Here is a 15,760-nt window from a genome sequence, read left to right on the forward strand (position 1 = left end):
GGCCGCCGGTGACAAGCCGATTTCACGCCGGTCTCAGACCGATATCAGCCCCTGTCCGAGAGCTGTGCGCACCCCCGCCGAGGGCCCGCCGTGAGCCCCCGTCATCCGCCGCGGACGTCAGGGCTTCGTGGTGTCCTCGACCTCGTCCGCGGGCTCCCGCCCCGGAGTCTTCAGGTCGAACTTCGTGATGGCAAATCGGAAGACCGTGTAATAGACGGCGGCGAAGCACAACCCGATCGGGATGATCGCCCACGGCCGGGTCGCCAGATTCCAGTTGATCACGTAGTCGATCAGCCCCGCCGAGAAGCTGAACCCGTCGTGCACCCCCAGCGCCCACGTCACCGCCATCGACACCCCCGTCAGCACCGCGTGCACCGCGTACAGCACCGGCGCGATGAACAGGAACGAGTACTCCAGCGGCTCCGTGATCCCCGTGACGAACGACGTCAGCGCCACCGACAGCATCAGCCCGCCGACCTCCTTGCGCCGCGCCGGCCGCGCCGTGTGCGTGATCGCCAGCGCCGCCGCAGGCAGCGCGAACATCATGATCGGGAAGAAACCCGAGGTGAACTGCCCCGCGTTCGGATCGCCCGCCAGGAACATGTTGATGTCACCGTGCACCACCGTCCCGTCCGGCTTGGTGTAACTGCCGAACTGGAACCAGATGGGCACGTTCAGGAACTGGTGCAGCCCGATCACCAGCAGCGCCCGGTTCGCCAGCCCGAACACCCCCGCGCCCCACGCGCCCGCGTCGCTCAGCCAGTCGCTGAAACTCTCCAGCCCCCGCCCGACCGGCGGCCACACCCACAGACACAGCGCCGCGAACAGGATCGCCACGAACGCCATGATGATCGGCACCAGCCGGCGCCCGTTGAAGAAGCCCAGCCAGTCCACCAGCCTCGTCCGGTGGAACCGCCGCCAGAAGAAGGCCGACAGCAGCCCCATCACGATCCCGCCGAAGATTCCCGGATTCTGGAAAGCGAACGCCGTCACCGTCCCGTCGGCCGCCCGGCACCCGGCCGCCGTCGCCACCGCACCCGCCCCGCAGCCCACCGGGAACTGATGCAGCACGTTGTAGTAGACGAGGAAGCCCGCCACCGCCGCCAGCGCCGTCGAACCGTCCGCCTTCTTCGCCATGCCGATGGCCACCCCGACACAGAACAGCAGCGGCAGCCCCAGCGAGCCGTCGAGCAGCGCGCCCCCCGCCCCCGCCATCACCTTCGAGACGTCGATCCAGCCCAGCCCGTCCTTGCCGAACACATCCGGCTGCCCCAGCCGGTTCAGGATCCCGGCCGCCGGGAGCACCGCGATCGGCAGCTGAAGACTGCGGCCCATCTTCTGCAACCCCTGGAACAGGCTGTTCCAGTGCTCCCGCAGGGGCGAGACCCCCGTCCCCGCACCACCCGCGCTGTCGGCACTCATGGCGTCCTCCCGAGGCTCCGCTCCGTCGTGCGGCACCGCGTTTGGCCACCGCGCCAACGGTGGTGTAGACCAGTTGACGGACGGTTCCGCTGTCGTGAACGCCATCATCGGCCACCCACGGCACGACCGCTCGCGAAGATGGGCCAACTGTGGGTTACTGCGACAAAGCGGTTCGGATCAGGGAGACAGAACATGGCCAGCAAGGCTGAGAAGATCGTTGCCGGTCTCGGCGGCATCGAGAACATCGAAGAGGTCGAGGGCTGCATCACCCGCCTCCGCACCGAGGTCATCGACCCCAGCAAGGTCGACGAGGCCGCCCTCAAGGCCGCCGGCGCCCACGGCGTCGTCAAGATGGGCACCGCCATCCAGGTCGTCATCGGCACCGACGCCGACCCGATCGCCGCGGACATCGAAGACATGATGTGAACCACCGGTCCCACGGGACCGCGATTCACCCCCCAAGGGGCTCTTCCCGACGCGGGAGGAGCCCCTTGACCATGGGGCACTACGCTCGACCCCATGTCTCGAACCGACGGCCGCACCGCCGAACAGCTCCGCCCGGTCACCATCGAACGCGGCTGGAGCAAGCACGCCGAAGGCTCCGTCCTCGTCTCCTTCGGCGACACCCGGGTCCTCTGCACCGCCTCCGTCACCGAAGGCGTCCCGCGCTGGCGCAAGGGCAGCGGCGAGGGCTGGGTCACCGCCGAATACTCCATGCTGCCCCGCGCCACCAACACCCGCGGCGACCGCGAGTCCGTCAAGGGCCGCATCGGCGGCCGCACCCACGAGATCAGCCGCCTCATCGGCCGCTCCCTGCGCGCCGTCGTCGACTACAAGGCCCTCGGCGAGAACACCGTCGTCCTGGACTGCGACGTCCTCCAGGCCGACGGCGGCACCCGCACCGCCGCCATCACCGGTGCCTACGTCGCCCTCGCCGACGCCATCACCTGGGCCCAGGGCCGCAAGCTCGTCAAGGCCGGCCGACAGCCCCTCACCGGCACCGTCAGCGCCGTCTCCGTCGGCATCGTCGGCGGCGCCCCCCTCCTCGACCTCTGCTACGAGGAGGACGTCCGCGCCGACACCGACATGAACGTCGTCTGCACCGGCGACGGCCGCTTCGTCGAGGTCCAGGGCACCGCCGAGGCCGAACCCTTCGCCCGCGACGAACTCAACGCCCTGCTCGACCTCGCCGCGGCCGGCTGCACCGAGCTCGCCGCCATCCAGCGCGCCGCGCTCGACCAGCACCGCGAGAAGTAGCGGACCCAGAGAACACCGAAAAGCGGCGAACACCGAAAAGTAAAGAGCAGACCAAGGAAGGGGCCGCCGGGGCGCAACCCGCACCGCACACCCGGCGTCCCTACCGGTACGGGCGTACGGCACGACAGCCGCACGCCCGGCCACCGACCGGGGAGGGAACCCAGCCATGGCCGCGAGCCGACGCCGACGACCGGGCCGCACCACCGCCATCGCCGCCACCACGGCCGCCATCGCACTCGCCACCGCCGCCCTCACCGGCTGCGACGCGGTCGGCAAGGCCCTGGACTGCGTACAGACCGCCGACGCCATCGCCGACAGCGTCACCGACCTCCAACAGGCCGTACAGAACGCCGCCGACGACCCCGGCAAGACCGACGACGCCCTCCGCGCGATAGAGGACAAGCTCGGCAAGATCGGCGACAAGACGGACGACACCGACGTCAACAAGGCCGTCGACAACCTCGACAAAGCCGTCGGCAACGTCCGCACCGCCGTCAAGAACGGCGACCACACCCCCGACCTCACCCCCGTCACCGACGCCGCCGGCGAACTCACCAAGGTCTGCACCCCCTGACCCGCCCCCGATACTGGTGACCATGACCCGCCTGATCCTCGCCACCCGCAACCCCGGAAAGATCACCGAACTCCGGGCGATCCTCACCGACGCGGAACTGCCCCACGAACTCATCGGCACCGACGCCTACCCGGAGATCCCCGACGTCAAGGAGACCGGCGTCACCTTCGCCGAGAACGCGCTGCTCAAGGCACACGCCCTGGCCCGCGCCACCGGCCTGCCCGCCGTCGCCGACGACTCCGGCCTCTGCGTCGACGTCCTCGGCGGCGCGCCCGGCATCTTCTCCGCCCGCTGGTCCGGGCGCCACGGCGACGACCGGGCCAACCTGGACCTGCTCCTCGCCCAGCTCTCCGACATCGCCGACGGCCACCGCGCCGCCCACTTCGCCTGCGCCGCCGCCCTCGCCCTCCCCGACGGCACGGAACGCGTCGTCGAGGGCCAGCTCCGCGGCACCCTCCGCCACACCCCCGCCGGCACCGGCGGCTTCGGCTACGACCCGGTCCTCCAGCCCGACGGCGACACCCGCACCTGCGCCGAACTGACCCCCGCCGAGAAGAACGCCATCAGCCACCGCGGCAAGGCGTTCCGCGCGCTGGTACCGGTGGTACGGGAGCTGTTGGGCTGAACTTGCGGAGAGGCCCCGCACCTTGGAATCCAAGGTGCGGGGCCTCTCCTGCCTGTGCGCCCGGTCGGATTCGAACCGACAAACACGACCACCTAAAGATCGCCGCTCGGCCGTTGGCGTACGGGCGCGTGAGTCGGCCCTACTCTACTGCGCTGTGCCGGTCGGCGTCCGCCCCTGCACCAGGTACTGGTGACCGCATGGCAGTTGGGACAGAGCAGCCGCAGGTTCTCCCGCCGGTCGTCACTCCAGTCGCCGTTGATGTGGTCGATCTCCAGCGTCATGGGCTTCCCGAGCCACTCGGGTCCGACACCGCATTCGGCGCACTCCTCCGGTACACCAATCTCGCGGAGCGCGCGGCGCAACGGCGCCGTCCTGGTCCGGCGCCCGCCCTCGTGCTTGACCAGCACCTCCTCCGGGCGTTTGGCAGGCACCGGCCCCGGTCTGCCGCGTCCATGGGCCTGCCCGAGGAAGTGCGCGGTCGACAGCCGCTCCTCGGCGATCCACTGCCGCAGCAGGGAGCGTTGCCTGGAGTTGTCAGGGCACCCCAGGCGGCGGAGCGCCTCCGCGACCGAGACCGATGCGGCGACCGCCGTACGCAACTGCTCCGGCCCGGGACGGCCGCGCCGGGCACTCACCGGGCACCCCCATGGGCGCGACCCTTGCCGCGTCCACGGTAAGTATCCGTTGTGGAATGGCAGTTGGGGCAGAGCAGGCGCAGGTTCTCGATGCGGTTGTCACGCCAGTCGCCGTCGATGTGATCCACTTCCAGTGGCAGCGGGCGGCCGCGCCATACCGCCTCCGTACCGCACAGGGCGCACCACTCCCGCACGCCCGTCGTCGTCATCGCCCACTTGAGGCGGTCGCTCGGGATGCGCCGCGCTTGTGCGGCCGGTTGCTCGACGAGAATGTCTTCCGGTGTCCGGGGCCGCCAGGGCCGCCCGCGCCGGGTCGGGATCACGAAGTGCGACGTGTCGATGCCGTACGCCTTGATCCGACGGCTGATGTGGGTGTGGTGCCCGCCGACCACTTCGAGGCCGAGCCGCCGCAGTACCTCGCACATGGTCGTGGAGGCCGCCACCGCCTGTTCGAGGATCTCCCGGGTCCACTTCACGCCCTCCGGCTCGAAGTGGGAGACGTCCACGCCCAGTTTTCTCATCCGCCCCAGCACGTAGCGCCGCGTGGTGCTTCGCGGATCCACCCCCAGTCTCTCCAGCGCCTCCGACAGCGTCCGCGCGCCGCGTGCCGCTTCCTCCAGGCGGTCCCTGGTGTACGCACTGGCCCCCATCGAGTCCCCTCCGGTCCGGTGTCGGGCGTGTGTTCTTCGCCCGCACGGAGCAACGAACCGGATGCCGGGTGGTCACGCACGGCACACGGCAGGGGAACGGCCCGTGCCGGGGGTGCCGGGACGGGCCGTTCGGGAAGGGACGGCAAGGGAGGGGTGGGGCGAGGGCCGGGTCAGATGCCCAGGTCTCGGATGATCTTGGCGACGTGGCCGGTGGCCTTGACGTTGTAGAGGGCGCGTTCGACCTTGCCGTGCTCGTCGACGACGACGGTGGAGCGGATGACGCCGGTGACCGTCTTGCCGTAGAGCTTCTTCTCGCCGAAGGCGCCGTATGCCTCCAGGACCTTCTTGTCGGGGTCGGCGAGCAGGGTGACCTTGAGGGACTCGGTGTCGCGGAACTTGGCGAGCTTCTCGGGCTTGTCGGGGGAGATGCCGATGACGTCGTAGCCCGCGCCGGCCAGCACGTCGAGGTTGTCGGTGAAGTCGCAGGCCTGCTTGGTGCAGCCGGGGGTGAGGGCGGCCGGGTAGAAGTAGACGATGACCTTGCGGCCCTGGTGGCCGGCCAGCGACACCTCGTTGCCGTCGGCGTCGGGGAGGGTGAAGGCGGGAGCCGTGTCCCCGGGCTGGAGTCGCTCGCTCATCGAAGGTGCTCTCCTCGTACATGTCCTCGTGGGGCCAATACCGTGTCGGTCCGAGGGTAACCGGGGGTGCCGACGGTGCGGTCGCGGTGAGAGCTGACAGACTGTTCCGGACACGCACCAGTTGACTTCGGAGGCGCTACGGTGGCGGACACGGCGGACACCAGGACCCCGGCTGAGATCGAGGCGGACATCAGGCGTCGCCGCGCAGTGCTGGCCGAGACCCTCGACGAGATCGGGGTGCGCGTGCACCCGAAGACGCTCGTGGGGGATGCCAAGGCCAAGGTCGCCTCGAACGTCGACCACACCCTCGGGCGGGCGTACGTGCAGGTGAACCGGGTGGTGAGCGAGGTGCGGGCGCAGTTCACGGACGAGGCGGGCGCTCCCCGGCTGGAGCGGATCGTGCCGGTCGCGCTCGTCGCCGTGGGTGTCGTGGGCCTGCTCGCGGTGAGCGGGCGCAGGCGCCGGGGCTGACCCGCTGAGCAGGGACATCGGTCGAGGCAGGTAGGTTTCAGGCGTGAGCGCCAACAGAAACGAGCACAGCACCCATCAGGACAAGCTGCCCATCCGCATGCTGCACGACCGGGTGCTCGTCCGGCAGGACACGAGCGAGGGCGAGCGGCGGTCGGGCGGCGGGATCCTGATCCCCGCGACGGCCGCGGTGGGCCGTCGCCTGGCCTGGGCGGAGGTCGTCGCGGTCGGGCAGAACGTACGGACCGTGGAGCCGGGGGACCGGGTGCTGTTCGACCCGGAGGACCGGGCGGAGGTCGAGGTGCGGGGCACCGCGTACGTGCTGATGCGCGAGCGCGATCTGCACGCCGTGGCCGCGGACCGGTTCGAGGGCTCGGAGGACTCCACAGGTCTGTACCTGTGACGGAGTGAGCTGCTTCCCCAAGGGGCCGGTGACCAGGGTCACCGGCCCCTTGGGCGTTCCTTTGCTAGCCTCGGTGGGGAACCCGACGAGACGCGCCGTACCGGGACGAAGGCAAAGACGACGCACCTGGTGTCCGTCGCAACGCCCGCCCGTGGGGCAGGCGTTGCCGTTGTCTCGGAGGTGCCCGTCGTGGCCTGGGTTCTGCTTGTCGTCGCCGGTCTGCTGGAGGTCGGCTGGTCGATCGGGATGAAGTACAGCGAGGGCTTCACCCGTCCGGTGCCCAGCGTCCTGACCGGCGCGGGGATCGTCGTGAGCATGCTGCTGCTGTCCTACGCCGCCCGCTCCCTGCCCATCGGTACCGCCTACGGCGTGTGGGTGGGCATCGGCGCGGCCGGTGCGGCGGTGCTCGGCATGGTGGTGCTGGGGGAGCCGGCGACCGCCGCCCGGATCTTCTTCGTCTGTCTGCTGCTGGTGTCCGTGGTGGGCCTGAAGGTCACCTCGGGGCATTAGCGGCGGGCGTCACCCGGCGTCCTCACCGGCCGGTGCCGGTGTTCGTCCCGGTGTTCGTGCCGGTGCCGCCCGCGGCCGGTCCGGTGCCGGTGCCGCCGTCGGCGCCCGCGTCTCCGCCGCCGGGGCCGCCCGTGGTGGGGGTGCCGCCTCCGCCGGGTGTGCCGCCGCCCTCGGTGGTGCCGCCGGTGGTCGGGGTGCCGCCGGTGCCGTCCGTGGCGCCGGTGTCGCCGCCGCCGGGACCGCCCGGGGTGCCGCCGTCGGTGCCGCCGTCCGTGGCGGTGCCGCCGGTGGAGTCGCCCGGCGTCCCGGTGGTCTGTCCGGGGTCCTGGCTCTGGCCCTGGGTGCTCTGGCCGCGGGTGTCCTGGCCCTCGTCGCCCGTTCCCGGGCTGGCGCCGGTGCCGTCGTCGCCGGTGCCGGGGCTCTGGGCCGAGCCGCTGGGCGGTGCCTGGGACTCGTCGGCGCCGGGCTGGAGCTTGAGGTCGAAGTCGCTGACCGGAGTGCCCTTGAGCGCGTCGCCCATGTACTGCGCCCAGATGCTGCCGGGCGCGCCGCTGCCGTTGATGCGGGGCAGGCCGAGGGCGCCGTAGAGCGGCTTGTGCTTGGCGGTGTCGGGGTCCTGGCCCATGACGGAGACGACGGTGGCGAGGTCGGGTGTGTAGCCGGCGAACCAGGCGGCCTTGTCGTCCTCGGCGGTGCCGGTCTTGGCCGCGGCGGGGCGGTCGATGGCCTGGGCGGGGGCGCCGGTGCCGTTCTGCACGACGCTCTGGAGGACGGCGGTGGTGGTGTCGGCGGCCTCGCGGCTGACGGCCTGCGACTCGGTGCTGCCGTGGCCGGGCAGGGCCACCGCGTTGGCGCCGTCCTTGGTGATCTTCTTGATGATCGTGTAGGTGCCGTGCTTGCCGTGGTTGGCGAGGGTCGCGTACGCCTGGGTCATGTCGAGGACGCTGGCCTGGGCCACGCCGAGCGCGATGGACGGGGAGCCGATCAGCTCGGGGGTGTCGGCGGGCAGGCCGAGGGCGAGCGCGGTCTCCTTGACCTTGTCGGAGCCGACGTCGACGGCCATCTGCGCGTACACGGCGTTGACGGACTTGTCGGTGGCCTCGCGGACGGTGATGTCGCCGTAGGACTGCTGGTCCTCGTTCTCGGGGGCGTAGTGGCCGCCGTTCCAGCCCTGGACCGGCCGCTTGTTGGTGCCGTCGTAGAGGGTGTTCGGGGTGATGGTGCGGGAGTCCTGGGTGGTGGACTCGTTCTGGACGGCGGAGGTGAGCACGAAGGGCTTGAAGGTGGAGCCGACCTGGAAGTCCCGGCGGGTGGCGTTGTTGGTGTACTGCTTGACGTAGTCGATGCCGCCGTACATGGCGACGACCTCGCCGGTCTTCGGGTCGACGGAGGCGCCGCCCGCGCGGACGTAGCGGTCGGTCTTGTTGTTCTTCTTGTCCAGCTTGTCGATCAGCTGTTCGTCGACGGCCTTGACGAAGGCGTCCTGCTTGCTCTTCTGGAGCGTGGTGGTGATGCGGTAGCCGCCCGCGGACAGCTCGTCCTCGTCGAGGATCTTGTTCTTGGCGAGGTAGTCCTTGACCGCGCGCACGAGGTAGCCGCGCTGGCCGGACATGCCGGTGGGCACGGTGGCGGATCTGGGCGCGGGGAACTTGAGACCGGCCCGTTCGGAGGCGCTGAGCCAGCCCTTCTTGACCATGCCGTCCAGCACGTAGTTCCAGCGGGCCTCGGCGGCGCGCCGGTTCTCCGGGTGGGCGCTGACGTCGTACTCGCTGGGCGCGTTGACGAGGGCGGCGAGGTAGGCGGCGCGGGCCGGGTCGAGGTCCTTGGCGTTGACGCCGTAGTACGCCTGGGCGGCGGCCTGGATGCCGTAGGCGTTGCGGCCGAAGAAGCTGGTGTTGAGGTAGCCCTCCAGGATCTTGTCCTTGGACTCGTTGCGGTCCAGCTTGATCGAGATGAAGAACTCCTTCACCTTGCGGGTGACGGTCTGCTCCTGGCCGAGGTAGTAGTTCTTCACGTACTGCTGGGTGATGGTGGAACCGGACTGCTTGCCCTTGCCGGTGACGGTGCGCCAGCCGCCGCGGAGCACGGCCTTGGGGTCGATGGCGGACTCGCTGTAGAAGTCGCGGTCCTCGGCGGCGAGCACGGCGTGCTGGGCGGCCTGGGAGACCTGGTCCAGCGGGACGCTCTCGCGGTTGACCTCGCCGTCGCGGGCGATCTCGGTGCCGTCGGCGTAGAGGTAGATGTTGGCCTGTTTGACGGCGAGGGCGTTGGCGTCGGGGATCTTCACGAGGGAGTAGCCGAGGAAGAACAGGCCGACGCCGACGAGGACCAGGGTGAGGAACCCGCCGAGCGTCATCCGCCAGGTGGGGAACAGCCGCCGCCAGCCGGTCCGCCTGCGCCGGGGCTTCTTGCCCTTGCCGCCCGCGCCGGCTGTGGCGGCGGAGGCGGTGGTGACGTCGCGGTCGGCACGGCCCGCGCCGCCCTGGCCCTGGCCCTTGCTCTGGCCCGGGGCGGGAGAGGGGGAGGGCGTGGCGGTGCGGGGGGCCGCGGGTCCGGCGGTGACCTCCCGGCGGCCGGGGGTGCCGGGAGGCGTCGGCGCCGCGCCGGAGCGCGGTCCCCGGCGCGCGTCGGAGCCGGGGCCAGAACCGGAGCCGGAGTCAGAGCCGGTGCCGGTCTCCTTCGCGGCCCAGGCGGGCGTCGTCGTACGGCGGTCCGCCGCGCCCCCCGCGGCGGTCTCCGAGGAGTCCTGGCCGGAGTCCCGGCCCGAGTCCTGGCCGGAGGCCCGGACCGATTCCCCGTCCGAGGCCGCGTCCGCCGCGGCGCCCCGCCGCTCGGCAGCCGGGCCCGTCTCCGGTCCCGCGCCGGGTCGCGCTCCTGACTGCGCCCCCGGCTTCCCCTCCGGTTCCCCGGCGGGACGCGGTGCCTCGGCCTTCGGCTGCGGCTCGTCGCTCATCTCGTGCACGGACTCCGTTTCGCGTGTTCACGTTTCGCGGCATACGTTCGCGTACGCCCTCATGCGCCTTCTGCGCCCCTCGATGAAGACTCTCGCACCAAGCGTTCCGTTCCCGTGCCCGGGAACTTCTCGTCCGCGGAAAATGCGTGGCACATCACGTCCGGCGCGCACTAGGCTCCTGCGCTTCGGTGTCGGCTTGGCGGGAGGGGCGTGGCGTGGGCGCTGGACGGTTGTACGCGGCCGTCGCGGCGGGCGGATTCAGACGGTACGCGACGTATCGGGCGGCCACCGCGGCCGGGGTGTTCACCAACACGGTCTTCGGGCTGATCCTCGTGTACACGTATCTCGCCCTGTGGGACATCCGGCCGCATCTGGGCGGCTACGACCGCTCCCAGGCGGTGACGTACGTATGGCTGGGGCAGGCGTTCCTGGCGACCCTCGCCATCGGGGGCGGCGGGGCCGAGGAAGAGCTGATGGAGCGCATCCGTACGGGGGACATCGCGACCGATCTGCACCGCCCGGCCGACCTCCAGCTGTGGTGGCTGGCGGCGGACGTGGGCCGGGCGACGTTCCAGCTGCTGGGCCGCGGGGTGGTGCCGTTCGTGTTCGGGGCGCTGTTCTTCCCGGTGGCGCTGCCCACGGACCCGGTGACCTGGGCGGCGTTCCTCGGCGCCGTGCTGCTGGCGATGCTGGTGAGCTTCGGGATCCGCTTCCTGGTGGCGCTGAGCGCGTTCTGGCTGCTCGACGGGTCGGGTGTGACCCAGATCGCCTGGCTGGCCGGTGTGTTCTGCTCGGGGATGCTGCTGCCGCTGAACGTCTTCCCGGGCGCCCTCGGCGAGGTCGTCCGGGCACTGCCGTGGGCGTCGCTGCTCCAGGCCCCCGCCGATGTCCTGATGGGGCAGGCGCGGCCGCTGGGCACGTACGCCCTCCAGGGGGCGTGGGCGGTGGCGCTGCTGGCGGCCGGACGGCTGCTCCAGACGGTGGCGACCCGGCGGGTGGTGGTCCAGGGTGGCTGAGCGGTCCACCGGGACAGCGGCGGCCGGAACGACGGCTGATACGACGGCCGGAACGACGGCTGGTACGCCGGCCGGGGCCGGCTTCCGCGCGGAGCACGGCGGACGGGGCGGCGCGCGCGGCCGGCTGGCGGACGGGCTGCGCGCCTACCGCATGATCGCCGGGATGTGGCTGCGCTCCACGATGGCCTACCGGGCGTCCTTCGTGATGACGACGCTGGGCAACTTCGCGGTGACCGCGCTGGACTTCGTCGCGATCCTGCTCATGTTCTCCCGGGTGGACGCGCTGGGCGGCTACTCGCTGGGGGAGATCGCCCTGCTGTACGGGCTGTCGGGCACGTCCTTCGGTCTGGCGGACCTGGCGATCGGCTCGATGGACCGGCTGGGGCGGCGGGTGCGCGACGGCACGCTGGACACGCTGCTGGTCCGCCCGGTGCCGGTGCTCGCGCAGGTCGCCGCCGACCGGTTCGCGCTGCGCCGCCTCGGCCGGGTGACCCAGGGGCTGCTGGTCCTCGGGTACGCGCTGGCCACGCTGGACGTGCACTGGACGGTGCTCAAGGTGGTGCTGCTGCCGGTGATGGTGGTGAGCGGCTGCGCGATCTTCGGCGCCGTGTTCGTGGCGGGCGCCGCCTTCCAGTTCGCGGCGCAGGACGCCTCCGAGGTGCAGAACGCGTTCACCTACGGCGGCACCACGCTGCTCCAGTACCCGCCGACGGTGTTCGGCAAGGAGCTGGTGCGCGGGGTGACGTTCGTGCTGCCGCTGGCCTTCGTCAACTGGCTGCCCGCCGCCTATGTGCTGGGGCGGCCGTACCCGCTCGGGCTGCCGCACTGGACGGGGTTCCTCTCGCCGCTGGTGGCGGTGGTCTGCTGCGCGCTGGCGGGGCTGGCCTGGCGGGCGGGCCTCAGGTCGTACCGGAGCACGGGAAGCTGAAGGGACAGGGAGGACGGCATGGTGACGGGCGGAGCGGACGGGACCCACGAACCGGGCGGGCCGGACAGGACGGGCGGGCCGGACGGGGCGTTCATCCAGGGCGGGCCGGGCGGGCCGGGCGGGGCCGACGGGGCGTTCATCGAACTCGACCGGGTCGAGAAGGTCTTCGACGTGCGCAAGAAGACCGGGTTCCTCAAGCGGGAGCGGCGGCAGGTGCGGGCGGTCGACGCGATCTCCTTCACCGTGGCGCGCGGCGAGATGGTCGGCTACATCGGCCCGAACGGCGCGGGCAAGTCGACGACGATCAAGATGCTCACGGGCATCCTCACCCCCAGCGGCGGCCGGCTGCGGGTGGCCGGCATCGACCCCTCGCGCGAGCGCACCCGGCTCGCGCAACGTATCGGAGTGGTGTTCGGACAGCGCACGACCTTGTGGTGGGACCTGCCGCTGATCGACTCCTACCGGCTGATGCACCGCATGTACCGGATCCCCGACGCCCGTTACCGGGAGAACCTCGACCGCTGCGTCGAACTCCTCGAACTGGCCGACCTGCTGGACGTCCCGGTGCGCCAGCTCTCGCTGGGCCAGCGCATGCGCGGTGACATCGCGGCGGCGCTGCTGCACGACCCGGAGGTGCTGTACCTGGACGAGCCGACCATCGGCCTGGACGTGATCAGCAAGTCCCGGGTCCGCTCCTTCCTGCGCGACCTGAACGCCGAGCAGGGCACGACGGTGCTGCTGACCACCCACGACCTCCAGGACATCGAGCAGTTGTGCTCGCGGGTGATGGTGATCGACCACGGGCGGCTGATGTACGACGGCTCGCTGCCCGGTCTGCACGAGGCGGCGCAGGGCGAACGCACCCTGGTGGTGGACCTGGAGCGGGAGCTGCCGCCGCTTGAGGTGCCGGGCGCGCGCGTGGTGCGGGTGGAGGGGCCGCGGCAGTGGCTGTCCTTCCCGGCGGGCGAGTCGGCCGCGCCGCTGGTGGCCCGGGTCGCGGAGCACTACCCGCTGGTGGACCTGTCGGTGCGCGAACCGGACATCGAGGCGGTGATCGCCGAGATGTACGCGGCGGGCGCCACGGTCGCGGGCGAGGTCGGCGCGGCCGGCGGGGACGGTGCGGACGGCGTGGAACGCGCGCTCTCATAGCCTGCGGCGCGGGGATTTCGTAGGCTGCTGCACATGACCGACGATGCCCCCGAACTGCGCGCCTCAGACGCCGATCGCGAACGGGTCGCCGAGACCCTGCGGGACGCCCTCGCCGAAGGCCGCCTGGACATGGCGGAGTTCGAGGAACGGCTGGACGCCACCTACAAGGCACGTACGTACGGCGAGCTGGCGCCGATCACCCGTGACCTGCCCGTGGCGGGGGGCGTGCCGGCGGCGCCCGCGGTGTCCCTGCACAAGGAACCGGCCGAGCCGGGCAGCTGGGCGTCGCGGATCACCGGCGGCGAGGGCTCGTCGTCGTGGGCGGTGGCCGTGATGTCGGGCTTCCAGCGCAAGGGGCGGTGGACGGTCCCGAAGCGGTTCAGCTGCTTCTCCTTCTGGGGCGGCGGCGAGATCGACCTGCGGGAGGCGAACTTCGCGGACCGCGAGGTGGAGATCAACTGCATCGCGATCATGGGCGGCGCGCAGGTGATCGTGCCGCCCGGCGTCGAGGTCGTCGTCCGTGGCATCGGCATCATGGGCGGCTTCGACCACCGCGAGGAGGGCGTACCGGGTGAGCCGGGCGCCCCGCGCGTGATCGTCACCGGGTTCGCCTTCTGGGGCGGGGTGGCCGTCGAACGCAAGCTCACCAAGGCCGAGCGGCTGCTCCAGAAGGAGCAGCGCCGCCAGGAGAAGCTGGACCGCCGGACGGAGCGCCGCGAGCTCCAGTCCTCCCGGCACGAGGAGATGCGCGACCGCTGGGAGCGGCACTGGGACCGCCAGGAGGAGCGCATGGAGCAGCACCGGCAGCGCCACGAGGAGCGCTGGGAGCAGCACCGCGAGCGCCGGGAGCAGCGCCGGGACCGCCGCGGGCACCGGGACTACTAGCGGGTTTCCGGCGGGCGGGCACGAGGGCTCTCCGGGCCCGTGAGCTGCCCCGGCCGCCCCCGGGCGCCTGCGGCCCGCCCCCGCGGGAACTCCTGGTCCGCTCCGGGAGTAGGTCAGAGGGGACAATCGGGTACGGGGTGTGCGCCGGGCGCGCGCCGCCCGTGCGGACCGCTCACCGAAGCGGTGCGTACGGGAACGAAGCGGCGCGCACGGGAACACGGAACGGGTGGAGCGGATGGAACGCACGACGGAGGCCGAGCCTCGGACGGATCCCGCGGCGGGTTTGGCGGCGGGTCCGGCGGCGGAGCCCGCCACGGCCCGCCGCACGATGACCGTGTTCAGCCCCGCCGACGAGGAGCGCCGGCGCGGGGTGCGCCGGATGAAGCTGACCGCGACCGGACTGCTGCTGTTCGTCGCGGTGGTGTACGTCCTGGCCAAGTGGGCCGGGCACAGCGGCGCGGGCGCCTGGGCGGGCTACGTCGCGGCCGCCGCGGAGGCGGGCATGGTCGGCGCGCTCGCCGACTGGTTCGCGGTCACCGCCCTCTTCCGCCACCCGCTCGGTCTGCCCATCCCGCACACCGCGATCATCCCCACCAAGAAGGATCAGCTCGGTGTCTCGCTGGGCGAGTTCGTCGGCGAGAACTTCCTCTCCGAGGACGTCGTACGCCAGCGGCTGCGCGCCGTCGGCATCGGCGGCCGGCTGGGGACCTGGCTCGCCCGGCCGGAGCACGCCGACCGGGTGACCGCCGAACTGGCCACCGCGCTGCGCGGTGCGCTGACCGTGCTGCGCGACTCCGATGTGCAGGCGGTGGTCGGGGAGGCGATCACCCGCCGGGCCGCCGTGCAGGAGATCGCGCCCGGCCTCGGCAAGATGCTGGAGAAGATCGTCGCCGACGGCGGCCACCGGCGCGTCGTCGACCTGGTCGTCACCCGGGCGCACGACTGGCTGGTGCTGCACGGCGACTCCGTGATGGACGCGGTGCAGGGCGGCGCGCCCGGCTGGACACCGAGGTTCGTGGACCGCAAGGTCGGCGAGCGCGTCTACAAGGAGCTGCTCCGCTTCGTCACCGAGATGCGCGACATGCCCGGCCACCCCGCGCGCGGAGCGCTGGACCGGTTCCTCGGCGACTTCGCCTCCGACCTCCAGTCCGACAGCGAGACCCGGGCCCGGATCGAACGCCTCAAGAGCGAGGTCCTCGGCCGGGGCGAGGTCCAGGACCTGATCGCCTCCGCCTGGACGGCCGTACGATCCATGATCGTCTCCGCGGCGGAGGACGAGCACAGCGAGCTGCGCCTGCGGGTGCGGGCCTCGCTGCTCTCCCTGGGCCACCGGATGGCCGAGGACCCCGGGGCGCAGCGCAAGGTGGACCGGTGGGTGGAGGGCGCCGCGGTGTATGTGGTGACGACGTACCGCAAGGAGATCACCTCGCTGATCACCGACACGGTGGCGGGCTGGGACGCCGAGCACACCACCCGGAAGATCGAGGCCCACATCGGCCGTGACCTCCAGTTCATCCGCATCAACGGCACGGTGGTCGGCTCGCTGGCCGGGTTGCTGATCTACACGGTGTCGCGTCTCCTCGGAGCGTAGGCGGACCGCCGCCGTGCGTGACGTCCCCGCTTCGGGGGCACCCGCAGGGCGTTCCG

General features: G+C 71.8%; 17 protein-coding genes, 1 tRNA gene and 1 riboswitch. Of the genes, 12 read left to right on the forward strand and 6 right to left on the reverse strand.

Translation table 11 applies throughout. From position 1 onward, the window contains the following. Positions 1-117: 117 nt before the first annotated feature. The gene (locus B086_RS0106395) at positions 118-1,422 is read right to left on the reverse strand and encodes a PTS transporter subunit EIIC (protein WP_026252160.1); all 1,305 of its coding nucleotides are present in this window, start codon (positions 1,420-1,422) and stop codon (positions 118-120) included. 192 nt (positions 1,423-1,614) lie between these two features. Between B086_RS0106395 and B086_RS0106400 the strand changes: the two genes are divergently transcribed. The 4 genes from B086_RS0106400 to rdgB all read left to right on the forward strand — a co-directional run bounded on the left by B086_RS0106400 (position 1,615) and on the right by rdgB (position 3,878). Further along, positions 1,615-1,848: a glucose PTS transporter subunit EIIB gene (locus tag B086_RS0106400; RefSeq protein ID WP_018517946.1), complete on the forward strand. Its 234-nt coding sequence runs from the start codon at positions 1,615-1,617 to the stop codon at positions 1,846-1,848. Between the two features lie 93 nt (positions 1,849-1,941). Then, entirely contained in the window at positions 1,942-2,679 is a 738-nt protein-coding gene (gene rph, locus B086_RS0106405) for a ribonuclease PH (protein ID WP_018565578.1), read from the forward strand. A gap of 166 nt (positions 2,680-2,845) precedes the next feature. After that, a complete protein-coding gene (locus B086_RS0106410) occupies positions 2,846-3,253 on the forward strand; it encodes a hypothetical protein (protein ID WP_018565579.1) in 408 nt (135 codons plus the stop codon). Between the two features lie 22 nt (positions 3,254-3,275). Further along, positions 3,276-3,878: an RdgB/HAM1 family non-canonical purine NTP pyrophosphatase gene (rdgB, locus tag B086_RS0106415; RefSeq protein WP_026252161.1), complete on the forward strand. Its 603-nt coding sequence runs from the start codon at positions 3,276-3,278 to the stop codon at positions 3,876-3,878. A 55-nt stretch (positions 3,879-3,933) separates the two neighbouring features. Here the strand turns inward: rdgB and B086_RS0106420 are convergent. The 4 genes from B086_RS0106420 to bcp form a co-directional block, all read right to left on the reverse strand. After that, a tRNA-Leu gene (locus B086_RS0106420) sits at positions 3,934-4,006 on the reverse strand. Further along, entirely contained in the window at positions 3,971-4,513 is a 543-nt protein-coding gene (locus B086_RS42600) for an HNH endonuclease (protein ID WP_078530996.1), read from the reverse strand. Before B086_RS42600 ends, B086_RS0106420 begins: the two co-directional genes overlap by 36 nt. After that, a complete protein-coding gene (locus B086_RS0106425; protein WP_018565581.1) occupies positions 4,510-5,163 on the reverse strand; it encodes an HNH endonuclease signature motif containing protein in 654 nt (217 codons plus the stop codon). The genes B086_RS42600 and B086_RS0106425 overlap by 4 nt, the downstream gene beginning before the upstream one ends. 170 nt (positions 5,164-5,333) lie before the next feature. After that, the gene (gene bcp / locus B086_RS0106430) at positions 5,334-5,801 is read right to left on the reverse strand and encodes a thioredoxin-dependent thiol peroxidase (protein ID WP_018565582.1); all 468 of its coding nucleotides are present in this window, start codon (positions 5,799-5,801) and stop codon (positions 5,334-5,336) included. A 141-nt stretch (positions 5,802-5,942) separates the two neighbouring features. On the opposite strand from bcp, the gene B086_RS0106435 reads away from it, so the two are divergent. The 3 genes from B086_RS0106435 (at position 5,943) to sugE (ending at position 7,182) form a co-directional block, all read left to right on the forward strand. Further along, positions 5,943-6,272 (forward strand): DUF3618 domain-containing protein, encoded by a 330-nt coding sequence (locus B086_RS0106435; protein WP_018565583.1) that lies wholly within the window; start codon positions 5,943-5,945, stop codon positions 6,270-6,272. Between the two features lie 43 nt (positions 6,273-6,315). Further along, positions 6,316-6,672 (forward strand): GroES family chaperonin, encoded by a 357-nt coding sequence (locus B086_RS0106440; protein ID WP_018565584.1) that lies wholly within the window; start codon positions 6,316-6,318, stop codon positions 6,670-6,672. 63 nt (positions 6,673-6,735) lie between these two features. Next, a riboswitch (guanidine-III (ykkC-III) riboswitch) is annotated at positions 6,736-6,799 on the forward strand. Positions 6,800-6,861: 62 nt separating this feature from the next. Continuing rightward, entirely contained in the window at positions 6,862-7,182 is a 321-nt protein-coding gene (sugE, locus tag B086_RS0106445) for a quaternary ammonium compound efflux SMR transporter SugE (RefSeq protein WP_018565585.1), read from the forward strand. A 22-nt stretch (positions 7,183-7,204) separates the two neighbouring features. Here sugE and B086_RS0106450 read toward each other — a convergent pair whose 3' ends face one another. Continuing rightward, complete coding sequence (locus B086_RS0106450; RefSeq protein WP_106436033.1) at positions 7,205-10,135, reverse strand: transglycosylase domain-containing protein; 2,931 nt, start codon at positions 10,133-10,135, stop codon at positions 7,205-7,207. Positions 10,136-10,350: 215 nt separating this feature from the next. Here B086_RS0106450 and B086_RS0106455 point away from each other — a divergent pair, with 215 nt between their 5' ends. The 5 genes from B086_RS0106455 to B086_RS0106475 all read left to right on the forward strand — a co-directional run bounded on the left by B086_RS0106455 (position 10,351) and on the right by B086_RS0106475 (position 15,704). Then, positions 10,351-11,151, forward strand: a complete 801-nt coding sequence (locus B086_RS0106455) for an ABC transporter permease (protein WP_078510157.1) — start codon at positions 10,351-10,353, stop codon at positions 11,149-11,151. Positions 11,152-11,275: 124 nt separating this feature from the next. Beyond that, the gene (locus B086_RS0106460; RefSeq protein WP_234029270.1) at positions 11,276-12,079 is read left to right on the forward strand and encodes an ABC transporter permease; all 804 of its coding nucleotides are present in this window, start codon (positions 11,276-11,278) and stop codon (positions 12,077-12,079) included. An 18-nt stretch (positions 12,080-12,097) separates the two neighbouring features. Then, positions 12,098-13,228 (forward strand): ABC transporter ATP-binding protein, encoded by a 1,131-nt coding sequence (locus B086_RS39295; protein ID WP_018565589.1) that lies wholly within the window; start codon positions 12,098-12,100, stop codon positions 13,226-13,228. Between the two features lie 33 nt (positions 13,229-13,261). Then, positions 13,262-14,113 (forward strand): DUF1707 domain-containing protein, encoded by an 852-nt coding sequence (locus tag B086_RS0106470; RefSeq protein ID WP_018565590.1) that lies wholly within the window; start codon positions 13,262-13,264, stop codon positions 14,111-14,113. A 235-nt stretch (positions 14,114-14,348) separates the two neighbouring features. Next, entirely contained in the window at positions 14,349-15,704 is a 1,356-nt protein-coding gene (locus B086_RS0106475) for a DUF445 domain-containing protein (RefSeq protein WP_234029264.1), read from the forward strand. Positions 15,705-15,760 lie beyond the last annotated feature (56 nt).

The sequence above is a fragment of the Streptomyces sp. PsTaAH-124 genome (assembly GCF_000373685.1).
Taxonomy (GTDB): Bacteria; Actinomycetota; Actinomycetes; order Streptomycetales; family Streptomycetaceae; genus Streptomyces; species Streptomyces andamanensis.

Bases quoted from the DNA above. Each gene is read 5' to 3' on its own strand.
- B086_RS0106395 (WP_026252160.1), bottom strand. From the start codon at position 1,422: ATGAGTGCCGACAGCGCGGGTGGTGCGGGGACGGGGGTCTCGCCCCTG.
- B086_RS0106400 (WP_018517946.1), top strand. From the start codon at position 1,615: ATGGCCAGCAAGGCTGAGAAGATCGTTGCCGGTCTCGGCGGCATCGAG.
- rph (WP_018565578.1), top strand. From the start codon at position 1,942: ATGTCTCGAACCGACGGCCGCACCGCCGAACAGCTCCGCCCGGTCACC.
- B086_RS0106410 (WP_018565579.1), top strand. From the start codon at position 2,846: ATGGCCGCGAGCCGACGCCGACGACCGGGCCGCACCACCGCCATCGCC.
- rdgB (WP_026252161.1), top strand. From the start codon at position 3,276: ATGACCCGCCTGATCCTCGCCACCCGCAACCCCGGAAAGATCACCGAA.
- B086_RS0106425 (WP_018565581.1), bottom strand. From the start codon at position 5,163: ATGGGGGCCAGTGCGTACACCAGGGACCGCCTGGAGGAAGCGGCACGC.
- bcp (WP_018565582.1), bottom strand. From the start codon at position 5,801: ATGAGCGAGCGACTCCAGCCCGGGGACACGGCTCCCGCCTTCACCCTC.
- B086_RS0106450 (WP_106436033.1), bottom strand. From the start codon at position 10,135: ATGAGCGACGAGCCGCAGCCGAAGGCCGAGGCACCGCGTCCCGCCGGG.
- B086_RS39295 (WP_018565589.1), top strand. From the start codon at position 12,098: ATGGTGACGGGCGGAGCGGACGGGACCCACGAACCGGGCGGGCCGGAC.
- B086_RS0106470 (WP_018565590.1), top strand. From the start codon at position 13,262: ATGACCGACGATGCCCCCGAACTGCGCGCCTCAGACGCCGATCGCGAA.
- B086_RS0106475 (WP_234029264.1), top strand. From the start codon at position 14,349: ATGGAACGCACGACGGAGGCCGAGCCTCGGACGGATCCCGCGGCGGGT.